This window comes from Pseudomonas sp. Bout1, assembly GCF_034314165.1.
Taxonomy (GTDB): Bacteria; Pseudomonadota; Gammaproteobacteria; order Pseudomonadales; family Pseudomonadaceae; genus Aquipseudomonas.
The window spans coordinates 4,133,043-4,158,370 of record NZ_JAVIWK010000001.1 but is presented as its reverse complement, the minus strand read 5'-3'; the positions used below and the strand labels follow the sequence as shown (position 1 = coordinate 4,158,370).

The following is a 25,328-nucleotide window of genomic DNA, read 5'->3' as shown; positions in this document are numbered from 1 at the left end:
GCGCTATCTTGTCGTGAAAATTTTGCCTACCTGCGCCTGCCTATCGATGGCGCTCTTGTTGTGCGGGTGTAACCCGTTGATGAGGGCGTCCTGGTACACGCTCGAAACTTCCGTCTCCGGCCCCGCTTCCCTCAACGTGACGCGCGCTCAGGTCGATGCGGTGCCGTACCCGCAGATCCTGGTGACCACCGCCTCCAGTGAAGGGGTGATGGCCATGGCCCGCCGCCGGGGTGACCTGGAATTCTGGGTCGCTTCCGGTAAACAGGTGGTGATGATGCGCGATGGCTTGGTGGTGCGTACCGTCGGGCTGGGGGTTGCCCTCGATGGCACCCGCTTCAGCGGCGAGTCGCCGTTCAAGCGCGGCCTGCAGCATCTACCCGCCGGCTATACCAGCACGCGCTGGATCGACGTCTACGCCGGCAACCGAATCGGTATCGCCGTGCACAGCCGTTTCAGCCCCCAGGGCACCGAGACCCTGCGCATTCTGGACAAGGATTACGCCTTGCTGCGTATCGACGAACAGGTGGATGTGCCCACCCTGGATTTTCGTGCCACCAACCATTATTGGGTCGACCCGCAGGACGGTTTTATCCTGCGCAGCGAGCAGTATCTGACGCCCCGGTTGTCCCTGGAAATCGTGCAGTTGCGCCCTGATCGGGGGGCTGTACGGTGAAGTATTCGAAGCTTTTATGCCTGGGCCTGCTGTTGATCGGCGCCGGTGCAGCCCAGGCGGCCGTCACGGTCAGTGGCGATGTACGCAGCCCTGGCGCTTTCGAGGTCAAGCCGGGTGCGCGTTTGCTGGACGCTATCCGGGTGTCCCAACCCAATGCCGAAAGTTACTGGCTGGGCGCCGCGTGGCTGCACCAGTCGTTGGTGGGTAAGCAGGCGCGCCTGAAGGCGGGCGTGTTGTTCGACCTCAAACTGCTGCAGCGGGGCGCCTTGCTGGATGACAAGCAAGCGCGCGCAGACTTGAGTGCGCGCCTGTATCAGCAGGTTGAGCGGTTGCCCGTCACCGGCCGCCAAGTGGCGGTGCTGGACCCGATCGCCGTGGAAGCGGGGTTCGCCCGCAACGCGTTGCTCGATGAGGGCGACCACCTTGTGTACCCCGCAAGGCCCACCACGGTGGACGTGCTCGGGGCGGTCGCGCAGCCCTGCCAGGTGCCTTATCGCGCCCTGCGCGAAGTTCGGGATTACGTGCGCGACTGCACCCTGCTGGGCGACGCCGAGCGTGATGAGTTGTGGCTGATCCAGCCCGACGGCCAGGTGCGGCGAGTGGGCGTGGCGGCATGGAATCGGGAGGACGGCATCGTGGCCGCCCCCGGCAGCCGGATCCTGGTGCCGGTGCGCAGCGATGACCTTGAGACGCCCACCCCTGAGCTCAACCAACAACTGGCCGAATTTATCGCCACTCAACCGTTGGCTGAGGTGAACCCTTGAATTTACGTTTTGCTGCTGTATTGCTCCTGCCCTGCGGACTGGTTCACGGTGAACCCCGCTACACCCAAAATGATTTTGGCGGCGTGGGCCTGCTACAGACGCCCACTGCACGCATGGCCCCTGCGGGCGAGTTAAGCGCCAATGCCAACCGAACCGATCCCTACTCGCGCTATAGCTTTTCCTTGCAGCCCTTCGATTGGCTGGAGGGTTCGTTTCGCTACACCGCCATCAGCAACCGCCGTTACGGCGCCGAGGCGTTGAGCGGCAGCCAGAGCTTCAAGGACAAGGCCATCGATTTCAAGGCACGGCTCTGGGAAGAAAGCCACTGGGCGCCGCAAGTGGCCTTTGGCGCCCGGGATATCGGCGGTACCGGGTTGTTTTCCAGCGAATATTTCGTGGCCAACAAGCGCTATGCCAACCTGGATTTCAGCCTCGGTATCGCGTGGGGCTACCTGGGTAATCGCGGCGACTTCGGTAACCCATTGTCGGTGTTTGGCAGCAAGTTCAACGACCGGCCCAAGAGCACTGCGGTGGTCGCCAGGGCAGGGGACGTGAACTCCAATGCCTACTTCAGGGGGCGGCCTTCGTTGTTTGGCGGGATTGCCTACCAAACGCCCTGGGAACCCCTGAGCCTGAAACTCGAATATGAGGGTAACGACTACAAGCACGAGCCGTTGGACAACCCGATCAAGCAGGATTCGCCGGTCAATATCGGTGTGGTCTACAAGCTGGCCGACAGCGTGGACTTAAGTGCCGCCTGGGAGCGCGGCAATACCGCGATGTTCGGCATCACCCTGCACACCAACTTTGTCAGCCGCAAGGCACCGGTCAAGACCTACGACCCTCCCGCCGAACCCTTGCCGGCGCGCATGCCCACCACCCCGGCCGACCAGGTCAACTGGGCCAGTGTCTCCGATCGCTTGCAGCAGAATGCCGGCTACAAGGTGGAACGCATTGCCCAGCGCGGTTCGGAGCTGATGGTGTATGGCGAGCAGCAACGCTACTTCTATTCAGCCAAGGCCGTGGGGCGCGCCAGCCGGATTCTCGACAACAGCGCCAATCAAGACATCGATTGGTTCACCCTGGTGAACAAGCGTTATGACATGCCCATCGAAGAAACCAGCGTGCCCCGGGAGACCTTCCGCGCGGTGGTGAACAACGACCAGCCGTTGACGGACCTGCACCGTGCCACCGAAGTCAACCCGGCGATTGCCCACCGGGAAACCACGCTCTACAGCGCCCCACTTGAACCGTTCAGCTATGGCCTCGGCCTGGGTTACAAACAGAACATCGGCGGCCCCGACGGCTTGCTGTATCAGTTCACCGCCGACGCCGACGCGCAATACCGTTTCACCCGCAATACCTGGTGGAGCGGCTTGCTCAGCGCCAACCTGCTGAACAACTACGACAAATTCACCTACGACGCGCCAAGCGGGTTGCCGCGGGTGCGTACCGACCTGCGCCAATACATGACGACGTCTGATGTGACGATGCCAAACTTCCAGGTCAACCATGCGCAGCGCCTGGATCGCGACCTGTATGGCATGGTCTACGGCGGTTATTTGGAGTCGATGTATGCCGGGGTGGGGGGCGAGGTGTTGTTTCGTCCTGCAGGCAAACACTGGTCGGTGGGCGCGGACCTGAACTTCGTGCGCCAGCGGGATTTCAACCAGGGTTTGGGCCTGCGCGATTACCAGACCATCACCGGGCATGTCACCAGCTATACGCAACTGCCCTATGACACCCTGGCGGCGGTCAGCGTGGGGCGTTACCTGGCGCGGGACTGGGGCACCACCGTGGACATCTCGCGGCAGTTCAAGAACGGCGTCAAATTTGGTGGCTGGGTCACGCTGACCACCGCCTCCAAGGAAGAATATGGCGAGGGCAGCTTCGACAAGGGTATCTATATTTCGGTACCGTTCGACGAGCTGATGAGTACCTCGACAATGCGCCGGGCCAACGTCGTGTGGGCCCCACTGACCCGTGACGGCGGCGCCCGCCTGAACCGCGCCTACTCGCTGCAGACCATGACCGACGGGCGTGACAGCGAACTGTTCTACAACAACTTCGAGAAGATCACCGAGTGATGCTGCGGCACTCGCCAACACGCTGACTGACTGCCCGGTGCGAAATGCGCCGGGCAGTGCGTGGGCCACAACAGTCACGCGCCAGGTGCAATGCCGGGCGCATCACGGCCCTCACTTCTCACTTTCTAACCTCTACTCCGTTTGGCGTGGGCCTGGATGCCCAGGCGCTGCTGTGGGCGCTGTTGTTGCGTGTGGCGAGGGGATGCTGGCGGGGAGGGAGTGCAGCGCCCCGCAGGGCGGCTGGTGCCCCGCGCCGCCGGTGTGGCGGCACGGGGAAGGGCGGGGTCAATAGATGTCTTTGGACAGCAGGGTAAATGGCGTCTTGAACAGGATCTTGATGTCCAGCCACAGCGACCAGTTGTTGATATAGCGCAGATCGATATCGACGCGTTGCTGCATCTTTTCCAGGGTTTCGGTTTCGCCACGGCAGCCGTTGACCTGCGCCAGGCCCGTGATGCCGGGCTTGATGCGATGCCGCGCCATGTACGCGCGAATCTTGCCCGAGTAATAGTCATTGTGCGCAACGGCATGCGGGCGTGGGCCAACCAGTGCCATATGCCCTTGCAGCACGTTGAACAGCTGTGGCAATTCATCAATGGAGGTACGGCGGATAAAGCGCCCCACGCGGGTTATGCGTGAGTCATTGCGGCTGGCCTGGCGTACCTCATGGTCGTCGTGCACGCGCATTGAGCGAAATTTCCAGACCTTGATCACCTCGCCATTCCAGCCGTGCCGGTCCTGCTTGAAAATCACCGGGCCGGGGGAGGTGAGCTTGATCAGCAGGGCGAACAGCAGCAACAACGGACTGAGCAGCATGATCGCCAACAGCGCCAGGCTCTTGTCCAGCAAAGACTTGCTCAGTGCCGCGGTTGGACGACTGGTCAGTGGGCTTTCGTTGAGGAAGATCGCGGGCAGGCCATCTACCTCGGCCACGCTGTGATTGAGCAGCAGCATGTTATTGAGGTCGGGCACCCAGATCACGTCCACGCTGATCTCGAGCAGGTTGAGGTACAGCGCCTCGATGTGCGTCGCTTCCTGCAGGGTGTGAGTGATATACAGCCGACGAATACCGTGCTGTTTGATCAGCGTCGGAAGATCGGGCAAGTCCCCGATAACCTGCGGTTGTGTGCTGTTTTGCGGCAAAGCGGTGCCGGGCCCTACAAGGCCAACCAGAGGGGAGCGTTTTTGCCTGGCAAGCGTGTTGGCCAAGTCGGTTGCAAGTTTTCCCGTACCAATAATCAGCGATTTCTGGCGCGCGTGAAGTTGCCGGTGGTAATACCTGGATAGACTGTGGATCGGAATGTAGCAAAGTGCTAGTAGTGGATAGCTGACGGCGGCCCAGAGTAGCAGGATCTCCAAGGGAAACAGCGAGCCGGCATTGCAGGCAACGCCAACCGCCGACAATATGCCCATGGTCAATAACCAGCCGCTGAATAACCGTCCCAGCCCAACAAAAAAATCATCTTTTTTGCTATAGACGTCACATAACATATAGGCCGGGATAGAGGCCAGTATTGTAATGGCTGCCAATATCCGGTAGTGAGATTCCAGTTGCCCGGTCTTGAACAGTACCAGTGAAAACAAAAGTACAACGACCAAACTCAAGGCGATAGCCCACTGCCCCCAAAAGGTGAGGCCCTTGGGTGTAAGGTGACGGTGCATTCTTCTGTTGTTAAGCATACTTCTGCTCCCTGTGGTATCCACTCACGTGCCGGCAGGTTAAAGCGAGGCGTGGTTTTAATGACTATCAAATGGCAGGCGCACGCGCAGGCGTGCGTAGTGATAGTAATGAATGGCAGGGAGCAACGGCTGACGACTTATAACGCGGGCATGTTGTTATAAAATGGCAGTTTGGAAAAGGATTTTAATAGGCAGGGTGATGTGTAATATTTATGAAATTATTATTATTCGACTGCGTTGCCGCGGTGGCTCAAGGGGCTTTTTATTTTTTGAGTCAGGCAATAGCCACGGTTGCGTACCGCCCTGAACAACCGCTCGCCATCGTTCACGCGTTTGAACTTGTCCTGTAACCGGCTGAGGCACATTTCGAGGCCGCGATAAAGGTCGGGCTCACGTCCGATATTGCGAATAAGTTCTTCCTTGCTGACGACGCGTTCTTCATGGTGCAGCATTTTTTTAATCAGTGCCGACTCTATGGTGGTCAACGAAATACGCAGCCCGCCTTTTACCAGCGCTCGGTCCTGTTGGGTAAGTAGCCACACATCCGGGGTGCGCAAGGCCGGTACGGAAGTGGCGTTTTCGGCGGCGGGGCCAGTTAACTCGTGGGGCGCAGGGTCGGACTTCAGTGCGGTGAGTTTAGGGATTTTGGCGGCGTCGTAAAGTTGCCGGGTTAAACGGTTATTAGCCTCGTAGAGTCTTTTTGCGGCGACATAGTTACTGAGCCACCGGTTGAAATTTTGCTCGTTGGTAACCGCGTAGGAACTGGTTGAGGCGTCTGACGGCTTCTCTGTGGTTTCGACCAGTGGCCCGCTATCAATGTCGTAATGTAAAAAGGCCAGGCTGGGCGTGAAATCATGTAGCGCAATGGACGGGTGCGTCGATGTAAATGTGTGTTTCTTCAGAGAACTCATGGCATTCACCGATTCCAGGAAAGTACGGGGGTTCACAAACTATCAGCAGGGGAGAAGTAGGCGCCCTGAAAGTAGTCAAAAGGCAAGCGTCGGGCGAGAAGCGCGCTGTCGGCATGCTCGACGTTGTCGGCGATAAACGAGACCCGGGTGGTGCTCATCAGCCCCAGCATCTGGTCGTAAAGCCGGTCGAACAGGCCCGAGCGCGTGTTCAGACTGAGCCTTATGGCGGAGTCTGGAAAGGGCATTTTTATATAGTCATAAAGACTCAAGTCAGTCAGCAGGTCGGTGTTTTTTGTATCCAGTGTGTAATTGTTATAAGCAAGTTTCAGGTTGCTTTGGTCTTTCAGGCTATAGAGCTGGCGAATCATGCTGCGGCGCGCTGCCGGGCCGGGCAGCGTATCCAGTGTATTGTCAATGCTGACAATAAGTTGATGTTTGCGTTTTTCCAGGGTGTTTGAAGTACTGATGATTTCTTGCAGCAAGGCGTCGTTCATCAATAAGGCTTGTTCTATACGCAAAAACGTGTGAAGCCTTGGGCTTTGTTCCACACGCAAACGTTGTCTTTCGCGGGCAAAGGCGTTCGGCTGGGTGTAGTGCAGCGCGCCCCTGTAGGCGTCTTTAAGTTGTTCGCAGTAAAGAGGGCACGCGTCGTCAGTCAGCCCCTCAAGAACATGCTCGGCGTGCACCCGAATCTCACTGCCCCATAACGCACAATTTCGTCCCAGTATCGCTTGCCGCGAAAACGTGAAATCGACTGGCGCTGCAAGCAACCGGGTCGCATTATTCACGGGTTGGCCGCTCCTTGACGGGTTGCACATGGTTAACCGAGGCAAGTCCCCTGCTTAGTTTGTAGCCATAACCTCGAATGCTTTGGATTATATTGCTTCCATAATGCGATTTGATTTTGCCACGCAGGCGGCTAATGGACTTTTCGAGTGCCCTGGAGTCATAGAACCGTGTATTGAGGCCCATCACGGCAGCAATTTCATCATGGCTCAGTAAACGATTATAAATAAGCGCTTCGAGTACTTTCATTTCGACAAAGGACACTTCCAGCTTTTTGCCGCCCCCGTAGATGCACATGCGATCCTGGTCCAGTAGCAAATCAGTATTACTTAGCCAGTACGTCTCGCTGAGGAACGCGGTGAACAGCGCGAGTTTTTTCTCGGGCGAGCTTTCAACGACCTTTATGCAGTAATCGGCACCGGCGAGATAGTATTTGGTTTTACTCAATGTAGTGGCAAAGGTAACGACCAGGAAAATGGTGCTGCCAGGGTTTTCGGATCTGGTTTTTTTTATAATGTCCAGCGTTTGGGTGCTGGCAGAGGGGGTATCGATCTCTATGATGATGGCACGGTAATGTCCATGGCTTTCATAGGGGCCGATTAGTTGGCCGTAGGAGCGTGTATCGACTTTTAGATTTTTCGGTACAGTACGAACTATAAGCTCGCTGAAGTCCTCGGATTTCGATGGGGTCCGAGCAATAGCGAGGACGTTGGAAAAATGCATCACGTTGCTCCCTTTTCCGGCATGCGAGGCCGTCAATTCAATCGCTGCAGGCGTTTAGATGTTAATCGAATTGAATACGTCAAAACGTGACAAATTTTAACATTCGGCACTTTATTCGCGGGGGGTAAGGCGGTTTCTGGCGGGTGTTGAAAGCGGGTTTTTGCACGGGAGTACTCATATGCTAGTGCAATTTTTTAGTGCGTGATAAGTATTTTAGGCCGGGTTGATTTTTTTGGCTGGAATGATTTAACCCTTCTAGTCATTAAGCTCTAAAAATGCTTATACGCCGCTATTTATAATAATCCAGCAAGGCGATAGCGGGGGTTGTGTGCTCGGCTGTGCCCGTGCGATCGGCCAGGTAGCGTGCCGGAGGTTTGCCGATGGCCTTGCGGAACATCGTGATAAAGCCGCTGGCGTTCTCATAGCCCAGGTCCAGCGCTACCGTCTGCACACTTTGGCCTTTGGCCAGGCGTTGCAGGGACAGGATCACATGCAACTGCCGGCGCCAACGGCCAAAACTCAGGCCGATTTCCTCCAGCAACAACCGCGTCATGCTGCGCTCGCTCATGCCGATGCGGGCTGCCCATTCGCCCAGGGTGGCTTTGTCGCTGGGGTTGGCCAGCAAACTGTCGGCCAGGCGCCTGAGCCGAATGTCCCGCGGCATGGGCAGGTGCAGGGCCTCGATCGGCGCCAGCGCCAGTTCGTCCAGCAGGGTGGCCACCAACCGGCCCTGGGCGCCTTCGGTGTCATACAGCGCCGGGAAGCTAACGGCCTTGCTGATCAACTCGTGTAACAACGGCGATACACCCAGCGTGCAACATTGCCGGGGCAGGGCACCGGCGGCGTCGGGGTCGACCAGCAAGCAGTACACATCCGCTGCGCCGCAGCCGCGTGCAGCATGGGAAAGGCCGCCGGGAATCCACAGCGCGCACTGGGGCGGCACGATCCAGATGCCCTCTTCGATGACGCAGTGAATCACGCCGCGCAAGGTGTACATCAACTGGCCTTTGCGGTGTTGGTGCGGCGCATGCTCCCAACTGGCGCAGGTGCTTGAGGCGCTCACCGCGACCACGGCACGGGGAATCGCATCGGCCAGGGCCGGGCGCAACGGGTCGCGGGTTTCGAGGCGATGGTTGTACATGGCGGCGGGGTGCCTTGGCTGGAATGCGAAATATTCTGGCCATTTTGCGCAATGGCGTCCAGCGATTGCATGGCTATTATGAGAACTATTCTCGTTAAAGGAGCTTGCCATGCAACTCGACAGTTCAACATTCCCCGTGGTGAAAATCGTGTTTGATGCCCCCAGCGACACACCACCGCCAGATACCTTTGCCGCGTTCGAGGCGTTGTTGCTGGGTGAGAAACCCTTCATCCTGCTGCACGAAAAAGCCGTGGATGAAAGCACTCACCAGCACTCCCACGAAGAACGTAAACAGGCTTCGATCTGGATGAAGAAGCACAAGGTGGCCTTGCGTGCGTTCGTCAAAGGCATGATTCAAGTGGAGCCCAGCGCGGCCAAGCGCCTGGCACTCAAACCGTTTGCGGTGATGTTCGCCAAGGCGTGGGGCTACCCGCTGCTGGTGGTGGAATCCACGGATCAGGCCTGGGCATTGGCGCGGGACGTGCTGGATACCCAGGTGTCGGATGTGGCGCACTATTGAGTCGGGGGCGCGGCTTTATTCAGCTCCACACTGGATTTTCTTTGCGTGTTGCAACTCCTGCACGCCTTTGTTGGCGGATGCGATAAACGCAATGCCCATCAGCACCGCAAAGCTTCGTCCTCTCAAAGCGTCCCGCATCTTCAACGTTCCACTCTTTCGTGTTTTTTCGCCTAGGCCGGCGGCGGCCCGAAGATATAGCACGGTCTGAGCAGCGTCCATCTTTGCACCAGCAGCCTGCCTGGCCCCGGTGTTTCAGGTATCCTGCGCGCCCCGCTCAACAACTATTCCCAAACCATGCCAGAACACAACATGCAGGCCCTGCTGGAGTCGATCCTCGACGAAGTTCGCCCACTGATCGGCCTCGGCAAGGTCGCCGACTACATCCCCGCACTGGCCGATGTACCGGCGCAGCAACTGGGCATTGCCGTGTATGGCAATGACGGCTCGTTCTACTGCGCGGGCGATGCTCACACCTTGTTCTCCGTACAAAGCATTTCCAAAGTGTTCAGCCTGGTGCAGGCCATCGACCATGGTGGCGAAAGTATCTGGGAGCGGCTGGGCCATGAACCGTCGGGGCAGCCGTTCAACTCCATGGTGCAGCTGGAATTTGAACGGGGGCGGCCACGCAACCCGTTTATCAATGCCGGTGCGCTGGTGATCTGCGACATCAACCAATCGCGCTTTGCCGTGCCGATCCTGTCCATGCGCGACTTCGTGCGGAGGCTGTCGGGCAACCCGCAGATCCTGGTCAACAGCGTCGTGGCTGAATCCGAAGCCCAGCACGGTGCGCGCAATGCGGCCATGGCGTACCTGATGAAGTCGTTCGGCAACTTCCACAACGACGTGGACGCGGTGTTGCACAGCTACTTCAACTACTGCGCGTTGCAGATGAGCTGCCTGGACCTGGCCAAGGCGTTTTGCTTCCTGGCGAATGAAGGGGTGTGCACCCACAGCGGCGAGCAGATTCTGACGGCGCGCCAGACCAAGCAAGTGAACTCGATCATGGCCACCAGTGGGCTGTATGACGAGGCGGGTAATTTTGCGTATCGCGTTGGCTTGCCGGGCAAGAGCGGGGTAGGCGGCGGGATTCTCGCGGTGGTGCCGGGGCAATTTACGGTGTGCGTCTGGTCGCCGGAGTTGAATGCGGCGGGCAATTCGTTGGCGGGGATGAAGGCGTTGGAGTTGTTGAGTGAGCGGATTGGGTGGTCGGTGTTCTAGGGCTTGATCGCTCCCACGCGTGTGGGAGCAATCATTACGATCATTAGCGCGGGCAGGTTTCCGTGCATCTATCCAGCGCTTTGTCGACCAGCATCTGCACACCTTCCAGCATCCGGCAAATGCCCAGCGCCACATTGCGTTGGGTGCCGTCGACTTCGAAGGCCAGGTGAGCGGCGATGACATTGATCGACGCCAGGTCCTGCGAGGCATTGGCCAGCAAGGTTTCTGTGTCCAGGTCCTTACGCACGGTAAATAATCCATCGAACGGTAGCTCGGTGGGTTCAGGCGGTTGGGGTTGGGCGTCAGGTTTCAGATAGTGGTGGATGGCGCGGTAAGCGGCTTCTTGAAGCCGGTCGGCATGATTTGGGGGATTTGGACTGTCTTTAATCATGGTGAAGCTCCTTTGTGAATGGAGCTGCCACTATTCGCGGTCAAACGATTAGGGTGGCAGCTATACGCGGGTTGACCGACCGGCCCAAAGAACAAAACCGGCATACCCGAAGGTATCCCGCGTACAGCTGCCGCGACACAATACATCAGGCGTAAAAAAAACGCCCAAGCTCGGTTTTGGCGCAGTTGTTCTATGGTTGCGGACGGTCAAATCCGGTCGCTGAATTGGCAGCGACTGCGGGAGGTTAGTCAGCCCGAGTCCGACCGACAACCTGAAAAAGTTGTCGGAAAAATCCGAGCACGCCTCCCTGTCATTGAGCAGGGTGCTGATACTATCGACGCAATCACCCATCAGTCAGAGACGGTCCATGTTGCCCAATCGTGTCGTCCAGGCCGCCGCCAAGTCGGTGTTGCAGCAGCTCGTGACGCATATCACGCCCGCTTCGACCGAGGCGTCCATCGCCCAAATGGCGGCGCAGATGCTCGCGAAATCCGGCTACCCGGAGACCTGGTATTACGACTGCCCCGCCTTCGTATTACTGGGTTCACGCAGTGCGCTTTCGTTGTCGGGCCGCGACTATCGGCCAAGTGACGAAACGGTCGGTTTGCACAATCTGATCACCGTGGATTTGAGCCCACGCTCCGGCAATGCGTGGGGCGATTGCGCCCGCTCTTTCTATGTGGAGGAGGGTGTGTGCCGGGCGGTGCCGACGGGGACGGAGTTCAGCAAGGGCTATGAAGTGGAGCACCGTTTACACGCGATGATGCGCACATTCGCCCGGCCCGGGACCACGTTCAATGATTTGCATGCGTTCGCCAATGACCTGATCGCCTCCGAGGGTTTCGAGAACCTCGATTTCGCGGGCAACGTCGGCCACAGCATCTGCGAACAGCGGGACCAGAGGCTCTATATCGAGGCAGGCAATCACCGGCGCCTTGAAGAGGTGACGTGCTTCACCTTCGAGCCTCATATTCGCGAGCGAGGCGGTCGCTGGGGCTACAAGCATGAAAATATCTATTTCTTCAGTGATGAGGGAGCGGTCTGCGAGCTTTGACGAAGGCGCCGGTCTCCTGAGGAAACACGGCGCCTTTGGGTATTTCGCGAGCAGGCTCGCTCCTACAGGGATAGGCGGTCCAGCAGGCTGTACCACGCCACACCCGCACCGATGTAGAAGCGTTGCAAACCATGCAGTGGCAACCGCTGCAAAGGCGTTACCGGGTAAGCGAAGTCCGAGCGGCTGTCACATAAACGTCCCGCCAGTTGCTGGCCCAGGCTGGTGCACAAGGCAATGCCGCGCCCGTTGCAGCCCAGCGCCAGGGTAAGCCCCGGTGCAGGCTCGTGGACGTGGGGCATAAAGTCCCGGGTGATCGCGATCCGCCCCGCCCAGCGATACTCGAACTCCAGCTTGCCCAACTGCGGAAACAACAACCCCAGCGAGCGTTCCAGGTGCGCAAAGTCCGCCGGCCCGGTGGGGTCGTTGAACAGCCCGCGCCCACCCATCAGCAGGCGACCGCGGGCGTCCTTGCGAAAGTACAGCAGCAGGCGTTGGGCGGTTGAGACGGTTTCTTGCCCCGGCAAAATGCTCTCGGCCGCAGGCCCGCTCAAGGGCCGGGTGGCGACGATAAAACTGTTGGCCGCCAGCACGCTCTGGGCCATGCCGGGCCACAAGTCGCCGCTGTAGCCGTTGGTGGCCAATACCACTTGGCCGGCCGACACCTGTGCACCGCTGGCGGTCTGCAATTTCCAGCCGGCGCCTGCCTGCTGCATCGCGGTCACTGCGCTTTTCCCGTAAATACGCACGCCCGCCGCCTGCGCGGCGCGCACCAGCCCGCGTGCATAGGCCAGCGGTTGAATGGCGCCCGCGCGGCCGTCCAGCCAGCCACCGGCAAACGCCTGGCTGCCCATGCGAGTGGACACCGCGCTGGCATCCAGGCGCTGCACCGCCACCCCACGGCGCTCCCACTGTTCGGCCCGGGCATGCAGGCCCGCCACGCCTTTTTCGCAATAGGAAACCTGCATCCAGCCCTTGCGGGTGGGCGCACAGTCGATGCCATGGCGCTCGATCAGGTTGAACACCAGGTCGGCAGAGTTGGACACGCTGTGGATCAGCGGCTCGGCGCGTTCGGCACCGTACCTCTGCACCAGTTGGTCCGGGTCGTATTTGAGGGTCGGGTTGACCTGCCCACCATTGCGCCCGGACGCGCCCCAGCCGGGCTCGTGGGCTTCCAGCACGCACACGCTCACGCCACGCTCGGCCAGGTGCAGGGCCGTGGACAACCCGGTATACCCGGCGCCGACGATGGCCACGTCCACCTTCAATGATTCAGCCAGCGCGGGTGTCGTCGGTGCAGCCGGCGCGGTCGCCGCCCAGAGTGACTTCATGACAGGCTCCGGGTGTTGGCCGACGGGTGCAGCACACGGCGCAGAAAGTCCTGGGTACGCGGCTGTTGCGGGTTGCCCAGCACTTGTTCGGCGGGCCCGCTTTCCACGATGTAGCCGCCGTGCAGGAAGCACACACGGTCGGCCACTTCGCGGGCAAAACCCATTTCGTGGGTTACCACAATCATGGTCATGCCCTCATCGGCCAGGGTGCGCATCACCTCCAGCACATCGCCCACCAGTTCCGGGTCAAGGGCCGAGGTGGGTTCGTCGAACAGCATCGCATCGGGCTTCATGGCGAGGGCGCGGGCGATGGCCACCCGTTGCTGCTGGCCGCCGGAGAGTTGTTCCGGGTAGGCATCGGCCTTGGCTGACAGGCCGACTTTGTCCAGCAGCGCCAGGGCTTCTTCGCGGGCTTGTTTCAGCGGTTCGCGTTTGACGTACACCGGGCCTTCCATCACGTTTTCCAGCACGGTGCGGTGGGGGAACAGGTTGAAGCGCTGGAACACCATGCCCATGCGGCTGCGCAGTGCATGCACGGTCTTGCTGCTGCGTTGCACGGTTTCACCGAACACGCTGATGGTGCCGCCGTCGTAGGCTTCCAAGGCGTTGATGCAGCGCAGCAAGGTGGATTTGCCCGAGCCGGAGGGGCCGATCAGGCATACCACCTCACCTTTGGCCACGTCCAGGTCGACGCCGTGCAGCACGCGATGGGTGCCGTAGTGTTTTTGCAGCTGGCGAATCTTGATCATGCTTTTTTCCTCCGGCCCAGGTGCTGTTCCATGCGGCGCAGGCCATACACCAGCGGCAGGCTCATCAGCAGGTAGAGCAGGGCGACCAGGGTGTAGACGGTCATGTTCTGGAAGGTCGACGAGGCGATCAGTTGGCCTTGGCGCGTCATCTCGGCCACGGTGATGGTCGACACCAAGGATGAGTCCTTGAGCATCATCACCAGGGTGTTGCCGTAAGGCGGCAGGGCGATGCGAAACGCCTGGGGCAGGATCACCCGGCGCATCATCAGCACCGAGCGCATCCCCAGGGCTTCGGCGGCTTCGCGCTGGCCTTGTTCGACGGCGATGATGCCGGTACGAAAGTTCTCCGCCTGGTACGCCGAGTAGGCGATGCCCATGCCGATCACACCCGCCTGGAAGGCGCTGAGGTGCACGCCCATGTCCGGCAACACGAAGTAGATGTAGAACAGCTGCACGATGATCGGCAGGCCGCGAATCACGTTGATCACCGTGCTCGCTGCCCACGACAGCGCACGGATCGGCGACAGCTTGAGCAGAGCCAGCACCAGGCCGATGGCGCTGCTGAGCAGGAATGACAGCACGGTAATCTGGATTGTCACCCACGCGCCCTGAAGCAGGATCGGCAGGAAATCCCGGGCGTTTTGCAGGAACTCAGCCGGGTTCATGGCTGCACCTGGGCATCAAGCCCCCACTTCTTGAGGATCGCCTCCAGGGTACCGTCGGCCTTGATGCTGGCGATGGCCTGGTTCAGGCGTGCGAGGGTTTCGCTGTCGCCCTTGCGCACCACCAGGCACACCTCGCCGACGTTGACCGGCGTGTAGTCGGCGGCGAGTTTCACGCCTTTGAACAGTTTCTGGCGGATCTGATACGCGACCACGGGTTGGTCGCCCACCGCAGCCTTGATGCGGCCCAGGCTCAGGTCGCGGACCATTTCGCCGATGGAGTCATAGGTGCGGATTTCCTTGAAGATGCCCAGCTTGTTGAGCATGTCGTAGAAGATCGTGCCGGCTTGCACGCCCACCACCTGTTCCTTCAAGGAACTGAGGTCGGGATAGGCTGCGTTGTCGTCTTCGCTAATGATCAGCCCTTCACCGTACGCATACACGGGCGCGCTGAAGTCCACCACCTGGGCGCGTTCCGGGGTCTTGAGCATGCCGGCGGCGATGAAGTCGAGTTTGCCGGAGGTCAGGGACGGGATCAGCGCGGCAAAGTTGGTCTGCTCGATTTCGCTGGTAAAGCCACCGGCCTTGCCCACGGCATTGGCGACGTCGACCATCACGCCCTGGATGCTGTTGCTCTTGATGTCGAGGAAGGTAAACGGCGAACCGCTGGCCGTTGCACCGACTTTGTACGAGGCCGCACCGGCAGCGTGCACGGTGGCCACGCAAAAGGTGGCGCAAAGACCGAAGGCGAGGCGGCGAAACAAGGGCGAAAGACTGTTCATCGGGTTACTCCAGAAGGAAAACGGATCGTCAGTAGCGCAAGCGGCTGGAGTCGAAACCGCAAGCTCTGTGCCATTTCGATTCAATAAAATCGTTTAGCGGCACAGAAAATCGACAAAATGAACCTTTCGTATCGATATGCGATTTTAAGTGGTCGAATTTCGCAGTTTGGTGTAGAAATATCGCCACGCTTGATCGACCTGACCGCGAGTCCGCCATGCCTGAAGAACGCAACAGCTTGCACAACCAATCCCTGGAAAAAGGCCTGTCGGTGCTCAAGGCATTCAGCGCCCAGCGCCGCAGCATGAGCCTTGCAGAGGTGGCCGAGGCCGCTGGCATGACCAAAAGCTCGGCCCAGCGCATGGTGTTTACCCTGGAGAGTCTGGGTTACCTTCGGAAACACTCGCGCACCCGCCATTACCAACTCACACCGCGGGTGCTGGAGTTGGGCTTCAGTTATCTGGATGCGCATTCGCTGATTGAGGTGGCCAACCCGTTCCTCTCGGAGTTGACCCGGCTGACGGGAGAAACCTCCTGCCTGACGGAGCCTGCGGGATACGACATGACCTATATCGCGCGGTTTGTCAGCTCAGGCTTTGTGCCGGTGCACATGCCGATTGGCTCGCGGGTGCCGATGTACTGCACGGCGTCGGGCCGGGCGTATTTGAGTGCGTTGCCGCAGGATGAGGCGCTGGCGTTGATCGAGCACAGCCAGCGGGTGGCGCATACCAGTCAGACGTTGACTGAGGTCGACAGGATCATGGAGTCGTTGCAGCAGGTGCGCGAGCAGGGCTATGCGGTGAATGGCCAGGAGCTGTTCCTGGGCGACATGACCATTGGCGCGCCGGTGCTGGGGGCAAATGGCCGGCCGGTGGCGGCGGTGCACGTGGTGGCGCCGACCAGTCGCTGGAGCCGGGCGGATGCCGAGAAGCAGTTGGCGCCGGCGTTGTTGCAGTGTTCAAGGGCGTTGAGCAATTCGGCGCGCAATCTTGAATAGATAAACTAACGAACAAACAACACGATCAGTGTGGGAGCAGGCAAGCCAGCTCCCACATTTGATTTTCATTGTTGAGGTTTGGGTTGGCCCCAACAAAAAATGCGCCCCTGAGGGCGCATTTTTTTGTTCGGTCAACTATCGCCTATCAGGCAATCGCATCCCAGGCACGATCACCATTCTCGTCTTTAATCCGAGTCGGCAAGCCCATCACGTCCAGCGCTTTGAGGAACGGTTCCGCCGGCAGTTCCTCGACGTTGGCCATGTGCTTCACATCCCACTCGCCACGGGCAACCAGCAGCGCCGCGGCTACCGGCGGAACCCCTGCGGTGTAGGAAATGCCTTGGCTGTCGGTTTCGGCAAAGGCTTCTTCGTGGCAGGCCACGTTGTAGATGAACAGCTCGCGCGGCTGACCATCCTTGGTGCCCTTGACCAGGTCGCCGATGCAGGTCTTGCCGGTGTAGCCCGGCGCCAGCGACGACGGGTCGGGCAGCACGGCCTTGACCAGTTTCAGCGGTACGACTTCCAGGCCTTCGGCGGTGGTGACCGGTTTTTCGGAGAGCAGGCCGAGGTTTTTCAGTACGGTGAACACGTTGATGTAGTGTTCGCCGAAGCTCATCCAGAAACGCACGTTGGGCACGTCGAGGTTTTTCGACAGCGAGTGCACTTCATCGTGGCCGGTCAGGTACAGGTTCTGCGAACCGACCACAGGCAGGTCGTCGGTGCGTTTGACTTCGAACATGGTGTTGCTGGTCCACTGGCTGTTCTGCCAGCTCCACACCTGCCCGGTGAATTCGCGGAAGTTGATTTCCGGGTCGAAATTGGTGGCGAAATATTTGCCGTGGGAGCCGGCATTGACGTCGAGAATGTCGATCGAATCAATGCGGTCAAAATGCTTTTGTTGCGCCAGCGCTGCATAAGCGTTGACCACACCCGGGTCGAAGCCCACGCCGAGGATGGCCGTGATGTTCTTCTGTTTGCACTCTTCCAGGTGGTTCCACTCGTAGTTGCCGTACCACGGCGGGGTCTCGCAGACCTTGCCCGGCTCTTCGTGGATGGCGGTGTCGAGGTACGCAACGCCGGTGTCGATGCAGGCACGCAGCACCGACATGTTGAGGAACGCGGAACCGACGTTGATGACGATCTGCGATTCGGTTTCGCGGATCAGTGCCTTGGTCGCTTCCACGTCCAAAGCGTTCAGCGCGAAGGCTTGAATCTCGGCGGGTACCTTGAGGCTACCCTTGGCCTTGACGCTTGCGATGATGGCCTGGCATTTGGAGATGTTGCGCGACGCGATAGCAATACGACCGAGTTCGTCGTTGTGCTGCGCGCACTTGTGGGCCACCACCTTGGCGACACCTCCTGCACCAATGATAAGAACGTTCTTTTTCAATTGCTTTATCTCTCCTTTATCTGTCCGCTTTACGAAAGGCTGGACAGGTAGTCGTCGTAACCAAATTCACGAACCACTTCGACTGTACCGTCGAGTTGTTTCACTACGATGGACGGCATTTTCAGGCCGTTGAACCAGTTTTTCTTGACCATGGTGTAGCCTGCGGTGTCGATGAACGACAGTCGATCGCCGATGGCCAGCGGCTGATCAAATTGGTATTCGCCAAAGATGTCCCCGGCCAGGCACGATTTGCCGCACACCATATAGGTGTGTTCACCCTCGCTTGGCGCCAGCTTGGCGTTCAGGCGATAGATCAGCAGGTCCAGCAGGTGGGCTTCGATGGAGCTGTCTACCACGGCGAGGTTTTTGCCGTTATAGAGGGTGTCGAGCACAGTCACTTCCAGGGAGGCGCTGTTGGTGATCGCCGCTTCGCCGGGTTCCAGGTACACCTGCACGTCGTACTTCTGCGAGAACGCCTTGAGGCGCTGGCAGAAAGCGTCGATGGCATAGCCTTCGCCGGTAAAGTGGATGCCGCCGCCCAGGCTCACCCAGTTGACCTTGTGCAGCAGCGCGCCGAAGCGTTCTTCGATGGTGTTGAGCATCTGGTCGAACAGGTTGAAGTCACCGTTCTCGCAGTTGTTGTGGAACATGAAGCCCGAGATCTGCTCGATCACGCCTTCGATCTTCACCGGGTCCCATTCGCCCAGGCGGCTGAACGGGCGCGCCGGGTCGGCCAGCAGGTAGTCGGAGCTGCTCACCTGCGGGTTGACGCGCAGGCCGCGGGTCTTGCCTTCGCTGCGTTCGGCAAAGCGCTGCAGCTGGCTGATGGAGTTGAAGATGATCTTGTCGCAGTTATCCAGCATCTCTTCGATTTCATCGTCGGCCCAGGCCACGCTGTAGGCGTGGGCTTCACCTTCGAACTTCTGGCGACCCAGCTTGAGCTCGTACAACGACGACGAAGTGGTGCCGTCCATGTATTCCTGCATCAGGTCAAACACCGACCAGGTGGCGAAGCACTTAAGGGCCAGCAGGGCCTTGGCGCCCGACTGCTCGCGCACGTAGGCGATCTTCTGCATGTTGACCAGAAGCTTCTGTTTGTCGATGAGGTAGTACGGCGTTTTGATCATTTTCAGAGCCTGCGGCGGTGCCTGCCAAAAAAGGACACGCATTGTGCCCGCACTTGGGACAGATCGAAAGGTTAGTCAGCGCAATTTGCTGCGCCGGTTATAGGCTGCCCTTTGAATATGACAGCCTGTGGCGCCCCCCAATGGGAGCCGTCGGGCCCTGACGAGGCCGCGATAGCTGCGCCACACAGGCCGCTATCCTGGTAAGTCCTTCCAGGCTGTTTCAATCCCAAGTTCCACGCAGCGACTATAACGCCCTCTGATGGGCCGTGAGCAGATCCGGCTCTCCGGCCAGGCCAGCCGTAAGCAAAACCGCATGAACACAATCGTTCAAGCCTGCTCCGCAATGCCCTGCGTAGACTCCCGCCATTGGTCTACGACAGAGGTAACGGATGGATATTTTTCTCTACGCGTTCAGTGTGATGTACAGCCCCGGCCCGGTGAATTTCATGGCGCTCAATGCCGGGCTTACCGGAAAATTTCGCCGCTCACTGGGCTTTTTCATCGGCGTGGGCTGCGCGCTGCTGGTGTTGTTTTTGCTGTTTGGCTACACCGGCGAAGCGATCATCTCCCAGGGCGTGCTGCCGTACATATCGTTGGTGGGTGGCGTGTATACGCTGTACCTCGCGTATCAGGTCTACACCGCCAGAACCGTCATGCCCCAGGAAGGAGACGCGGCTGCACCTTCAAAAAGCCTCACGTTCTGGAACGGCTTCCTGATCCAGTTGCTCAACCCCAAGGGCATCATGGTGGTGCTGCCGATCACCAGTGTCATGATGCCGGCGGCGCATATTTACGCAAGCTCGATTGCGCTCGTCTCGGGGTTGCTGGGGTTTGCCGGCTTCGGTGCGCCGGGGATTTATGCGCTGCTGGGCGCGGTGCTGGGGCGGCGGATTACCCGCGAGTCTTACTTCACCGTGTTCAACCGATTGATGGGCGTGGCGCTGGTGATGTGTGCGTATTTCATGTTTGAGGCGTTCTATCTGCACATCCATCCATCATGAGTGGATCTGGTGATCATCTGGAATAAAATGAGTTTTTCTCACTATCGCTGAAAAAAGCGCAGGAAGCGTTTTGGAAGGGCGAACTCGACCAAGCCGGCCTGCGGCCACCTGTTTTAACTGTGCTGCTGATCACAATCCCCGTTTTGCCGCAGGCGTTTGTAGAGGGTATTGCGGCTAACCCCCAACTCCCGGGCCAAGTGCGAGATATTGCCGCCCGCTGCTTCCAGGCGTTGGGCAAGGCTCATGCACTCATCCGGGCTATCGGCCGGTGGCACTGGCACCTCCTGCTCCAAATCCACAAAAAAATCATCCGGCAAATGCTCCACCCGAATCGGCTGCTCTTGCGCCATCGCCAACGCCACCTGCAACACACTGCTCACCTGGCGCAGATTCCCCGGCCACGGATGCTGCTCGAACAGGGCCAGCACCTCGTTACTCAACCCGGCCCATTGCGTCGGCTCCCGGTGCTGTTGCCACAGCTGCTTGAACAGCGCCTGTTTATCTGTGCGCTGGCGAAGCGGCGGCAGTTCCAGGGTCAGGCCGCCGATGCGGTAATACAGGTCTTCCCGAAAACGCCCGAGCTGTACTTGCTCGCGCAACGAGCGGTTGGTGGCGGAGATGATCCGCAAGTCCACCGCGAATAACTCGCTGCTGCCTACAGGCTGCACACAGCGTTCCTGCAACACCCGCAGCAGCCGGGCCTGGGTGGGCAGTGGCATGTCGCCGATCTCGTCGAGGAACAGCGTGCCTTTATCCGCCTTGCGGATCAGCCCGATACTGCCTTTTTGGTTGGCGCCGGTGAACGCGCCTTTTTCGTAGCCGAACAGTTCCGACTCCACCAGTTCGGCGGGAATCGCTGCGCAGTTGACGGCGATAAATGCTTGTTGGCTACGGGAACTCGCCTGGTGCAGGGCTTTGACGAACACTTCCTTGCCCACGCCGGTTTCGCCATGAATCAGCAACGGTATGTCTTTTTCCAGCAGGCGCTCGGCCTGGCGCACCGCCTTTTCTACCCGGGCATCGCCAAAGTGCAGGGTCTGGAGGTTGATGGCTGTGGGCGCGGGCTGGCTGGGTTGGCGGGGTTCGACAAATACGCGCGCCTGCACCGGTGCCTGTTTCGGACGCTTCAGCAGGCATTGGAAACGGTTGCGGCCAGCCGCCTGCAGCGAGAAGGGCAGGCCTTCGGGCTGGTTGAGCAGCTCCAGCAGCGAGACCTTGAACAGGCTGTCGATCAATACCCGCGACAGGCTGATACCCAGCAGATTATCCGCGCGGCGGTTGGCCGACAGCACCTGGCCGCTCTCATCGAAGATCAGCAAACCCGCCCATTGGCTATCCAGGTTGTTCAAGCCGGTGTTGAACGTGAGCTGGAAATGCTCACCGCGAAACAGGTTGAGGATCAGCCGGTTCTCCACAGTCTGGCTCATCATCTTGACCATGCCCAGGGTGTGGGAGGGCGGCAGGTAGCTGTCGCTGGACACATCCAGCACCGCGATGATCTCCCGCTGCGCATCGAAGATCGGTGCCGCCGAGCCGGTCATGAAGCGGTTGGCCTTGAGAAAGTGTTCGTCGTGTTCGATATGTACCGCCTGGGCACAGGCCAGCGCGGTGCCGATGGCGTTGGTCCCGCTGGAACGCTCCATCCAGCTGGCGCCAGCGCTGAAGCCACGGGCCAGCTTGGGTTCGATAAAGCGCTGGGTGCCCCACGAGGTCAGCACCTGGCCCTGGTTGTCGGCGAGCATGATCAGGCAGTTGGAGTTGCTGAGGATGTTTTCGTAATACGGCAGCACTTCCTGGTGGGTGGTTTGCACGAGGGAGTGCTGGCTTTCGAGCAACTGGCTGACGCCTTCTGCGGGCAGTTGGTCGAAGCTCGGCGTGCTCTGGTGGTCCAGGCCATAGGCGCGGCAGCGGCGCCAGGAGTCCTGGATGATGGCATCGTGCGCCAGTGGTGTGCTCATGGCGGTGACCCTTGTTTTATTGTTGTTCTGGGCTCTATCTCTATGTAGGAGCGAGCTTGCTCGCGAAAAACGTCAACGATAACGCGCTCATCCAGGATGAACGCGGCGCCCTGAAGTTCTTCGCGAGCAAGCTCGCGCCTACAAAGTGTTGTTCAGAACTGTTCATTGTCAACCCGCCGTTTGTTCAGTTGTTCAGCCTGAACTGTTCATTTCTGTTCACAGGTGAACGGCCTTTTTGCCTAACCCATTGACCGACCTGGTTTTTGGCTTTTTGGCACGGAACTCGCTCTGTGCTTTGGCCAGAACCATTCCAATAATAAAAAGGTCGTGTCATGTCATTGACCCTGGAGCACGTTACTCGCGTCGTCGAAGGCCAGACCTGGATCGACGACGCCAACCTGCGTTTCGAAGCCGGTTCGTTCAATGTATTGCTGGGCCGCACCCTGTCCGGCAAGACCAGCCTGATGCGCTTGATGGCCGGCCTGGACAAACCCGACAGCGGGCGCATCCTGATGAACGGCGTCGACGTCACCCAAAAGCCCGTGCGTTTGCGCAACGTGTCGATGGTCTATCAGCAGTTCATCAACTACCCGACCATGACCGTGTTCGAGAACATCGCCTCGCCGCTGCGCCAGGCCGGTGTGTCTGCCGAGCAGATTCAGAGCAAGGTTCTCGAAACTGCAAAAATGCTGCGCATCGAGAAGTTCCTCCAGCGCCACCCGCTGGAACTGTCCGGCGGCCAGCAGCAACGCACCGCCATGGCCCGGGCGCTGGTCAAGGACGCCGAACTGATTCTGTTCGATGAGCCCCTGGTGAACCTGGACTACAAACTGCGCGAAGAGCTGCGCCAGGAAATGCGCGAGCTGTTCAAGGCGCGCCATACCATCGCCATCTATGCCACCACCGAACCCAACGAAGCGCTGGCCCTGGGCGGCACCACCACGATTTTGCATGAGGGCCGGGTGATCCAGAGCGGCAAGGCCGCCGAGGTGTATCACCAGCCGCAAACCGTGTTGGCCGCCGAGCTGTTTTCCGAACCGCCGATCAACCTGATGCCCGGGCGCATCAGCGGTAATGAAGTGAGCTTCGCCAACGTTGTGCACTTCCCGTTGAATGTGGACCTGCGGCCCATCGGCGAGGGCGAGTTCCGCTTTGGCGTGCGCCCCAGCCATATCAGCCTGGTGCCGAGCAACGACGACGACCTGGAGCTCGCGGTGACGGTTGAAGTCGCCGAGATCAGCGGCTCGGAAACCTTCCTGCACGTGCGCAGCGAACACTTCCTGCTGGTGCTGCATTTGCCCGGCGTGCACGAATACGACGTGGACGCGCCGATCCGCATCTATATCCCCACCCATAAATTGTTTGTGTTCGATGGCCAGGGACGGCTGGTCCAGGCCCCCGGCCGACGTGTCGCGAGGGTTGCCTGATGGCCGAAATCCATTTGCAAAACCTGGCCCACAGCTACAGCCCCAAGCCGGCCGGCCCTGAGGACTACGCGATTCGCGAAATGAACCACGTCTGGGAACAGGGCGGCGCCTACGCCTTGCTCGGGCCTTCGGGCTGCGGCAAGTCGACCTTGCTCAATATTATCTCCGGCCTGCTCAGTCCGTCCGAAGGCCAGGTGTTGTTCGACGCCAAGGTGGTCAACGAGCTGACCCCGGAAAAACGCAACATCGCCCAGGTGTTTCAGTTCCCGGTGGTGTACGACACCATGACGGTGTTCGACAACCTGGCCTTTCCGCTGCGAAACCAGGGCATGGCCGAGGCGAAGGTGCACAGTAAGGTGCAGGAAATTGCCGAGGTGCTCGACCTGCAAAACCTGCTGGGCAAAAAAGCCCGCAACCTCACCGCCGACGAAAAACAGAAAGTCTCCATGGGCCGCGGCCTGGTGCGCGATGACGTGTCGGCAATCCTGTTCGATGAACCGCTGACGGTGATCGACCCGCACCTGAAGTGGAAGCTGCGGCGCAAGCTCAAGCAGATCCACGAACAGTTCAACATCACCATGGTCTACGTCACCCACGATCAACTGGAAGCCTCGACCTTCGCCGACAAGATCGCGGTGATGTACGGCGGGCAAATCGTGCAGTTCGGCACGCCACGGGAATTGTTCGAGCGGCCAAGCCACACCTTTGTCGGCTACTTTATCGGCAGCCCGGGAATGAACCTGATCGAGGTGCAGGCCGAGGCGGGCGGTGTGCGCTTTGCCGGCACGCACCTGGCGCTGCCCGAGGCATTGCAGCAGCGCATTGGCGAAGCGCCCTACAAGAAGCTGCAGGTGGGTATTCGCCCGGAATTTATCCATGTGTGGGATGAGCACAATCCTGACGCGCTACAGGCGCAAGTCACTCATGTGGAAGACCTCGGCACCTACAAGATCATGACGCTCAACCTCGACGGCGCACCGCTGAAAGTGCGCCTGGCCGAAGACAAACCGGTGCCCGAGGGGCAAGCGTCCATCAGCTTTCCTGGGCAATGGCTGATGGTGTATGCCGATGACTACTTGCTGGAGGCGCAGCCATGAACAAGGTGCAGAACAACAAGGCCTGGTGGCTGGTATTGCCGGTGTTCCTGCTGGTGGCTTTCAGTGCGGTGATCCCGATGATGACCGTGGTCAACTACTCGGTGCAGGACATCTTCGACCAATCCAGCCGCTACTTCGTCGGCGCCGACTGGTACAAACAGGTGCTGCTGGACCCGCGCCTGCATGACTCACTGCTGCGCCAGTTCATCTATTCGGCGTGTGTGCTGTTGATCGAAATTCCGCTGGGGATTGCCATCGCGCTAACCATGCCCACCAAGGGCCGCTGGTCCTCGTTGGTGTTGATCGTGATGGCTATTCCGCTGCTGATCCCGTGGAACGTGGTGGGCACCATCTGGCAGATTTTCGGCCGCGCCGACATCGGCCTGCTCGGTTCAACGCTCAACGCAATGGGCATCAGCTACAACTACGCGGCCAACACCATGGACGCGTGGGTCACGGTGCTGGTGATGGACGTGTGGCACTGGACGTCGCTGGTGGCGCTCCTGTGTTTCTCGGGGCTGCGGGCGATCCCGGATGTGTACTACCAGGCGGCGCGGATTGATCGTGCATCCAGTTGGGCGGTGTTCCGACATATCCAGTTGCCGAAGCTCAAGAGCGTGCTGCTGATCGCGGTGATGCTGCGCTTCATGGACAGTTTCATGATCTACACCGAACCGTTTGTGCTGACGGGCGGCGGGCCGGGGAATGCGACTACCTTTCTCAGCCAGACCCTTACCCAGATGGCCGTAGGCCAATTCGACCTGGGCCCGGCGGCGGCGTTTTCGTTGGTGTACTTCCTGATCATCCTGTTGGTGTCCTGGCTGTTCTACACCGCCATGACCCACTCCGACGCCAACCGCTGAG

Annotated in this window: 25 protein-coding genes; 11 read left to right on the top strand and 14 right to left on the bottom strand. The window is 59.5% G+C overall.

Annotation, left to right across the window (positions count from 1 at the left end; all coding sequences use genetic code 11):
- The first annotated feature begins 13 nt into the window (after window positions 1-13).
- From RGV33_RS19305 to RGV33_RS19295, 3 genes are read left to right on the top strand one after another with little or no spacing between them, the layout of a single operon-like run.
- Window positions 14-673 carry a YjbF family lipoprotein gene (locus tag RGV33_RS19305; protein ID WP_322145663.1) on the top strand — a complete coding sequence of 220 codons (660 nt, stop codon included), beginning with the start codon at window positions 14-16 and terminating at the stop codon, window positions 671-673.
- A complete protein-coding gene (locus RGV33_RS19300; protein ID WP_322145662.1) occupies window positions 670-1,437 on the top strand; it encodes a capsule biosynthesis GfcC family protein in 768 nt (255 codons plus the stop codon). The genes RGV33_RS19305 and RGV33_RS19300 overlap by 4 nt, the downstream gene beginning before the upstream one ends.
- Window positions 1,434-3,524, top strand: a complete 2,091-nt coding sequence (locus RGV33_RS19295; protein ID WP_322145661.1) for a YjbH domain-containing protein — start codon at window positions 1,434-1,436, stop codon at window positions 3,522-3,524. The genes RGV33_RS19300 and RGV33_RS19295 overlap by 4 nt, the downstream gene beginning before the upstream one ends.
- 285 nt (window positions 3,525-3,809) lie before the next feature.
- Here RGV33_RS19295 and RGV33_RS19290 read toward each other — a convergent pair whose 3' ends face one another.
- The 5 genes from RGV33_RS19290 to RGV33_RS19270 all read right to left on the bottom strand — a co-directional run bounded on the left by RGV33_RS19290 (window position 3,810) and on the right by RGV33_RS19270 (window position 8,765).
- Entirely contained in the window at window positions 3,810-5,204 is a 1,395-nt protein-coding gene (locus RGV33_RS19290; protein WP_322145660.1) for an undecaprenyl-phosphate glucose phosphotransferase, read from the bottom strand.
- Window positions 5,205-5,428: 224 nt separating this feature from the next.
- Window positions 5,429-6,115, bottom strand: coding sequence for a winged helix-turn-helix domain-containing protein (locus tag RGV33_RS19285; protein ID WP_322145659.1), 687 nt, complete (start codon window positions 6,113-6,115; stop codon window positions 5,429-5,431).
- 32 nt (window positions 6,116-6,147) lie between these two features.
- Window positions 6,148-6,903: a hypothetical protein gene (locus tag RGV33_RS19280; RefSeq protein ID WP_322145658.1), complete on the bottom strand. Its 756-nt coding sequence runs from the start codon at window positions 6,901-6,903 to the stop codon at window positions 6,148-6,150.
- Window positions 6,896-7,624 carry a winged helix-turn-helix domain-containing protein gene (locus tag RGV33_RS19275; RefSeq protein WP_322145657.1) on the bottom strand — a complete coding sequence of 243 codons (729 nt, stop codon included), beginning with the start codon at window positions 7,622-7,624 and terminating at the stop codon, window positions 6,896-6,898. Before RGV33_RS19275 ends, RGV33_RS19280 begins: the two co-directional genes overlap by 8 nt.
- A 289-nt stretch (window positions 7,625-7,913) precedes the next feature.
- Entirely contained in the window at window positions 7,914-8,765 is an 852-nt protein-coding gene (locus RGV33_RS19270; RefSeq protein ID WP_322145656.1) for a helix-turn-helix transcriptional regulator, read from the bottom strand.
- Window positions 8,766-8,874: 109 nt separating this feature from the next.
- Here RGV33_RS19270 and RGV33_RS19265 point away from each other — a divergent pair, with 109 nt between their 5' ends.
- Window positions 8,875-9,285 carry a hypothetical protein gene (locus RGV33_RS19265; protein WP_322145655.1) on the top strand — a complete coding sequence of 137 codons (411 nt, stop codon included), beginning with the start codon at window positions 8,875-8,877 and terminating at the stop codon, window positions 9,283-9,285.
- A 15-nt stretch (window positions 9,286-9,300) separates the two neighbouring features.
- On the opposite strand, the gene RGV33_RS19260 is transcribed toward RGV33_RS19265, so the two are convergent.
- A complete protein-coding gene (locus tag RGV33_RS19260) occupies window positions 9,301-9,504 on the bottom strand; it encodes a hypothetical protein (protein ID WP_322145654.1) in 204 nt (67 codons plus the stop codon).
- Window positions 9,505-9,594: 90 nt separating this feature from the next.
- Here RGV33_RS19260 and glsB point away from each other — a divergent pair, with 90 nt between their 5' ends.
- Window positions 9,595-10,503, top strand: a complete 909-nt coding sequence (glsB, locus tag RGV33_RS19255) for a glutaminase B (RefSeq protein WP_010171887.1) — start codon at window positions 9,595-9,597, stop codon at window positions 10,501-10,503.
- A gap of 43 nt (window positions 10,504-10,546) precedes the next feature.
- Here the strand turns inward: glsB and RGV33_RS19250 are convergent, their stop codons facing one another.
- Window positions 10,547-10,894 (bottom strand): DUF6124 family protein, encoded by a 348-nt coding sequence (locus RGV33_RS19250; RefSeq protein WP_322145653.1) that lies wholly within the window; start codon window positions 10,892-10,894, stop codon window positions 10,547-10,549.
- Between the two features lie 367 nt (window positions 10,895-11,261).
- On the opposite strand from RGV33_RS19250, the gene RGV33_RS19245 reads away from it, so the two are divergent.
- Window positions 11,262-11,948, top strand: coding sequence for a M24 family metallopeptidase (locus RGV33_RS19245; RefSeq protein WP_322145652.1), 687 nt, complete (start codon window positions 11,262-11,264; stop codon window positions 11,946-11,948).
- 62 nt (window positions 11,949-12,010) lie between these two features.
- Here RGV33_RS19245 and RGV33_RS19240 read toward each other — a convergent pair whose 3' ends face one another.
- From RGV33_RS19240 to RGV33_RS19225, 4 genes are read right to left on the bottom strand one after another with little or no spacing between them, the layout of a single operon-like run.
- Complete coding sequence (locus tag RGV33_RS19240; RefSeq protein WP_322145651.1) at window positions 12,011-13,276, bottom strand: FAD-binding oxidoreductase; 1,266 nt, start codon at window positions 13,274-13,276, stop codon at window positions 12,011-12,013.
- Window positions 13,273-14,025, bottom strand: coding sequence for an amino acid ABC transporter ATP-binding protein (locus RGV33_RS19235; RefSeq protein ID WP_322145650.1), 753 nt, complete (start codon window positions 14,023-14,025; stop codon window positions 13,273-13,275). The genes RGV33_RS19240 and RGV33_RS19235 overlap by 4 nt, the downstream gene beginning before the upstream one ends.
- A complete protein-coding gene (gene ehuD, locus RGV33_RS19230; protein WP_017475082.1) occupies window positions 14,022-14,690 on the bottom strand; it encodes an ectoine/hydroxyectoine ABC transporter permease subunit EhuD in 669 nt (222 codons plus the stop codon). Before ehuD ends, RGV33_RS19235 begins: the two co-directional genes overlap by 4 nt.
- Window positions 14,687-15,469, bottom strand: coding sequence for an ABC transporter substrate-binding protein (locus RGV33_RS19225; protein ID WP_322145649.1), 783 nt, complete (start codon window positions 15,467-15,469; stop codon window positions 14,687-14,689). Before RGV33_RS19225 ends, ehuD begins: the two co-directional genes overlap by 4 nt.
- 215 nt (window positions 15,470-15,684) lie before the next feature.
- On the opposite strand from RGV33_RS19225, the gene RGV33_RS19220 reads away from it, so the two are divergent.
- Window positions 15,685-16,464: an IclR family transcriptional regulator gene (locus RGV33_RS19220; protein WP_322145648.1), complete on the top strand. Its 780-nt coding sequence runs from the start codon at window positions 15,685-15,687 to the stop codon at window positions 16,462-16,464.
- A 145-nt stretch (window positions 16,465-16,609) separates the two neighbouring features.
- Here the strand turns inward: RGV33_RS19220 and RGV33_RS19215 are convergent, their stop codons facing one another.
- Window positions 16,610-17,854 (bottom strand): saccharopine dehydrogenase family protein, encoded by a 1,245-nt coding sequence (locus tag RGV33_RS19215; RefSeq protein WP_088422458.1) that lies wholly within the window; start codon window positions 17,852-17,854, stop codon window positions 16,610-16,612.
- A 29-nt stretch (window positions 17,855-17,883) separates the two neighbouring features.
- Window positions 17,884-18,981, bottom strand: a complete 1,098-nt coding sequence (locus RGV33_RS19210; RefSeq protein WP_322145647.1) for a carboxynorspermidine decarboxylase — start codon at window positions 18,979-18,981, stop codon at window positions 17,884-17,886.
- A gap of 389 nt (window positions 18,982-19,370) precedes the next feature.
- Between RGV33_RS19210 and RGV33_RS19205 the strand changes: the two genes are divergently transcribed.
- Window positions 19,371-19,982, top strand: coding sequence for a LysE family translocator (locus tag RGV33_RS19205; protein ID WP_322145646.1), 612 nt, complete (start codon window positions 19,371-19,373; stop codon window positions 19,980-19,982).
- Window positions 19,983-20,095: 113 nt separating this feature from the next.
- On the opposite strand, the gene RGV33_RS19200 is transcribed toward RGV33_RS19205, so the two are convergent.
- Entirely contained in the window at window positions 20,096-21,940 is a 1,845-nt protein-coding gene (locus tag RGV33_RS19200; RefSeq protein WP_322145645.1) for a sigma-54-dependent Fis family transcriptional regulator, read from the bottom strand.
- 332 nt (window positions 21,941-22,272) lie between these two features.
- Between RGV33_RS19200 and RGV33_RS19195 the strand changes: the two genes are divergently transcribed.
- The 3 genes from RGV33_RS19195 to RGV33_RS19185 are packed head-to-tail and all read left to right on the top strand — an operon-like array spanning window position 22,273 to window position 25,327.
- The gene (locus RGV33_RS19195; protein ID WP_322145644.1) at window positions 22,273-23,367 is read left to right on the top strand and encodes an ABC transporter ATP-binding protein; all 1,095 of its coding nucleotides are present in this window, start codon (window positions 22,273-22,275) and stop codon (window positions 23,365-23,367) included.
- Entirely contained in the window at window positions 23,367-24,464 is a 1,098-nt protein-coding gene (locus RGV33_RS19190) for an ABC transporter ATP-binding protein (protein ID WP_322145643.1), read from the top strand. Before RGV33_RS19195 ends, RGV33_RS19190 begins: the two co-directional genes overlap by 1 nt.
- Complete coding sequence (locus tag RGV33_RS19185; RefSeq protein WP_010173085.1) at window positions 24,461-25,327, top strand: carbohydrate ABC transporter permease; 867 nt, start codon at window positions 24,461-24,463, stop codon at window positions 25,325-25,327. Before RGV33_RS19190 ends, RGV33_RS19185 begins: the two co-directional genes overlap by 4 nt.
- Window position 25,328: the final 1 nt, after the last annotated feature.

Bases quoted from the DNA above. Each gene is read 5' to 3' on its own strand.
- RGV33_RS19290 (WP_322145660.1), bottom strand. From the start codon at position 5,204: ATGCTTAACAACAGAAGAATGCACCGTCACCTTACACCCAAGGGCCTC.
- RGV33_RS19285 (WP_322145659.1), bottom strand. From the start codon at position 6,115: ATGAGTTCTCTGAAGAAACACACATTTACATCGACGCACCCGTCCATT.
- RGV33_RS19275 (WP_322145657.1), bottom strand. From the start codon at position 7,624: ATGCATTTTTCCAACGTCCTCGCTATTGCTCGGACCCCATCGAAATCC.
- RGV33_RS19270 (WP_322145656.1), bottom strand. From the start codon at position 8,765: ATGTACAACCATCGCCTCGAAACCCGCGACCCGTTGCGCCCGGCCCTG.
- RGV33_RS19265 (WP_322145655.1), top strand. From the start codon at position 8,875: ATGCAACTCGACAGTTCAACATTCCCCGTGGTGAAAATCGTGTTTGAT.
- RGV33_RS19260 (WP_322145654.1), bottom strand. From the start codon at position 9,504: ATGGACGCTGCTCAGACCGTGCTATATCTTCGGGCCGCCGCCGGCCTA.
- glsB (WP_010171887.1), top strand. From the start codon at position 9,595: ATGCAGGCCCTGCTGGAGTCGATCCTCGACGAAGTTCGCCCACTGATC.
- RGV33_RS19250 (WP_322145653.1), bottom strand. From the start codon at position 10,894: ATGATTAAAGACAGTCCAAATCCCCCAAATCATGCCGACCGGCTTCAA.
- RGV33_RS19245 (WP_322145652.1), top strand. From the start codon at position 11,262: ATGTTGCCCAATCGTGTCGTCCAGGCCGCCGCCAAGTCGGTGTTGCAG.
- RGV33_RS19240 (WP_322145651.1), bottom strand. From the start codon at position 13,276: ATGAAGTCACTCTGGGCGGCGACCGCGCCGGCTGCACCGACGACACCC.
- RGV33_RS19235 (WP_322145650.1), bottom strand. From the start codon at position 14,025: ATGATCAAGATTCGCCAGCTGCAAAAACACTACGGCACCCATCGCGTG.
- ehuD (WP_017475082.1), bottom strand. From the start codon at position 14,690: ATGAACCCGGCTGAGTTCCTGCAAAACGCCCGGGATTTCCTGCCGATC.
- RGV33_RS19225 (WP_322145649.1), bottom strand. From the start codon at position 15,469: ATGAACAGTCTTTCGCCCTTGTTTCGCCGCCTCGCCTTCGGTCTTTGC.
- RGV33_RS19220 (WP_322145648.1), top strand. From the start codon at position 15,685: ATGCCTGAAGAACGCAACAGCTTGCACAACCAATCCCTGGAAAAAGGC.
- RGV33_RS19210 (WP_322145647.1), bottom strand. From the start codon at position 18,981: ATGATCAAAACGCCGTACTACCTCATCGACAAACAGAAGCTTCTGGTC.
- RGV33_RS19205 (WP_322145646.1), top strand. From the start codon at position 19,371: ATGGATATTTTTCTCTACGCGTTCAGTGTGATGTACAGCCCCGGCCCG.
- RGV33_RS19200 (WP_322145645.1), bottom strand. From the start codon at position 21,940: ATGAGCACACCACTGGCGCACGATGCCATCATCCAGGACTCCTGGCGC.
- RGV33_RS19195 (WP_322145644.1), top strand. From the start codon at position 22,273: ATGTCATTGACCCTGGAGCACGTTACTCGCGTCGTCGAAGGCCAGACC.
- RGV33_RS19190 (WP_322145643.1), top strand. From the start codon at position 23,367: ATGGCCGAAATCCATTTGCAAAACCTGGCCCACAGCTACAGCCCCAAG.
- RGV33_RS19185 (WP_010173085.1), top strand. From the start codon at position 24,461: ATGAACAAGGTGCAGAACAACAAGGCCTGGTGGCTGGTATTGCCGGTG.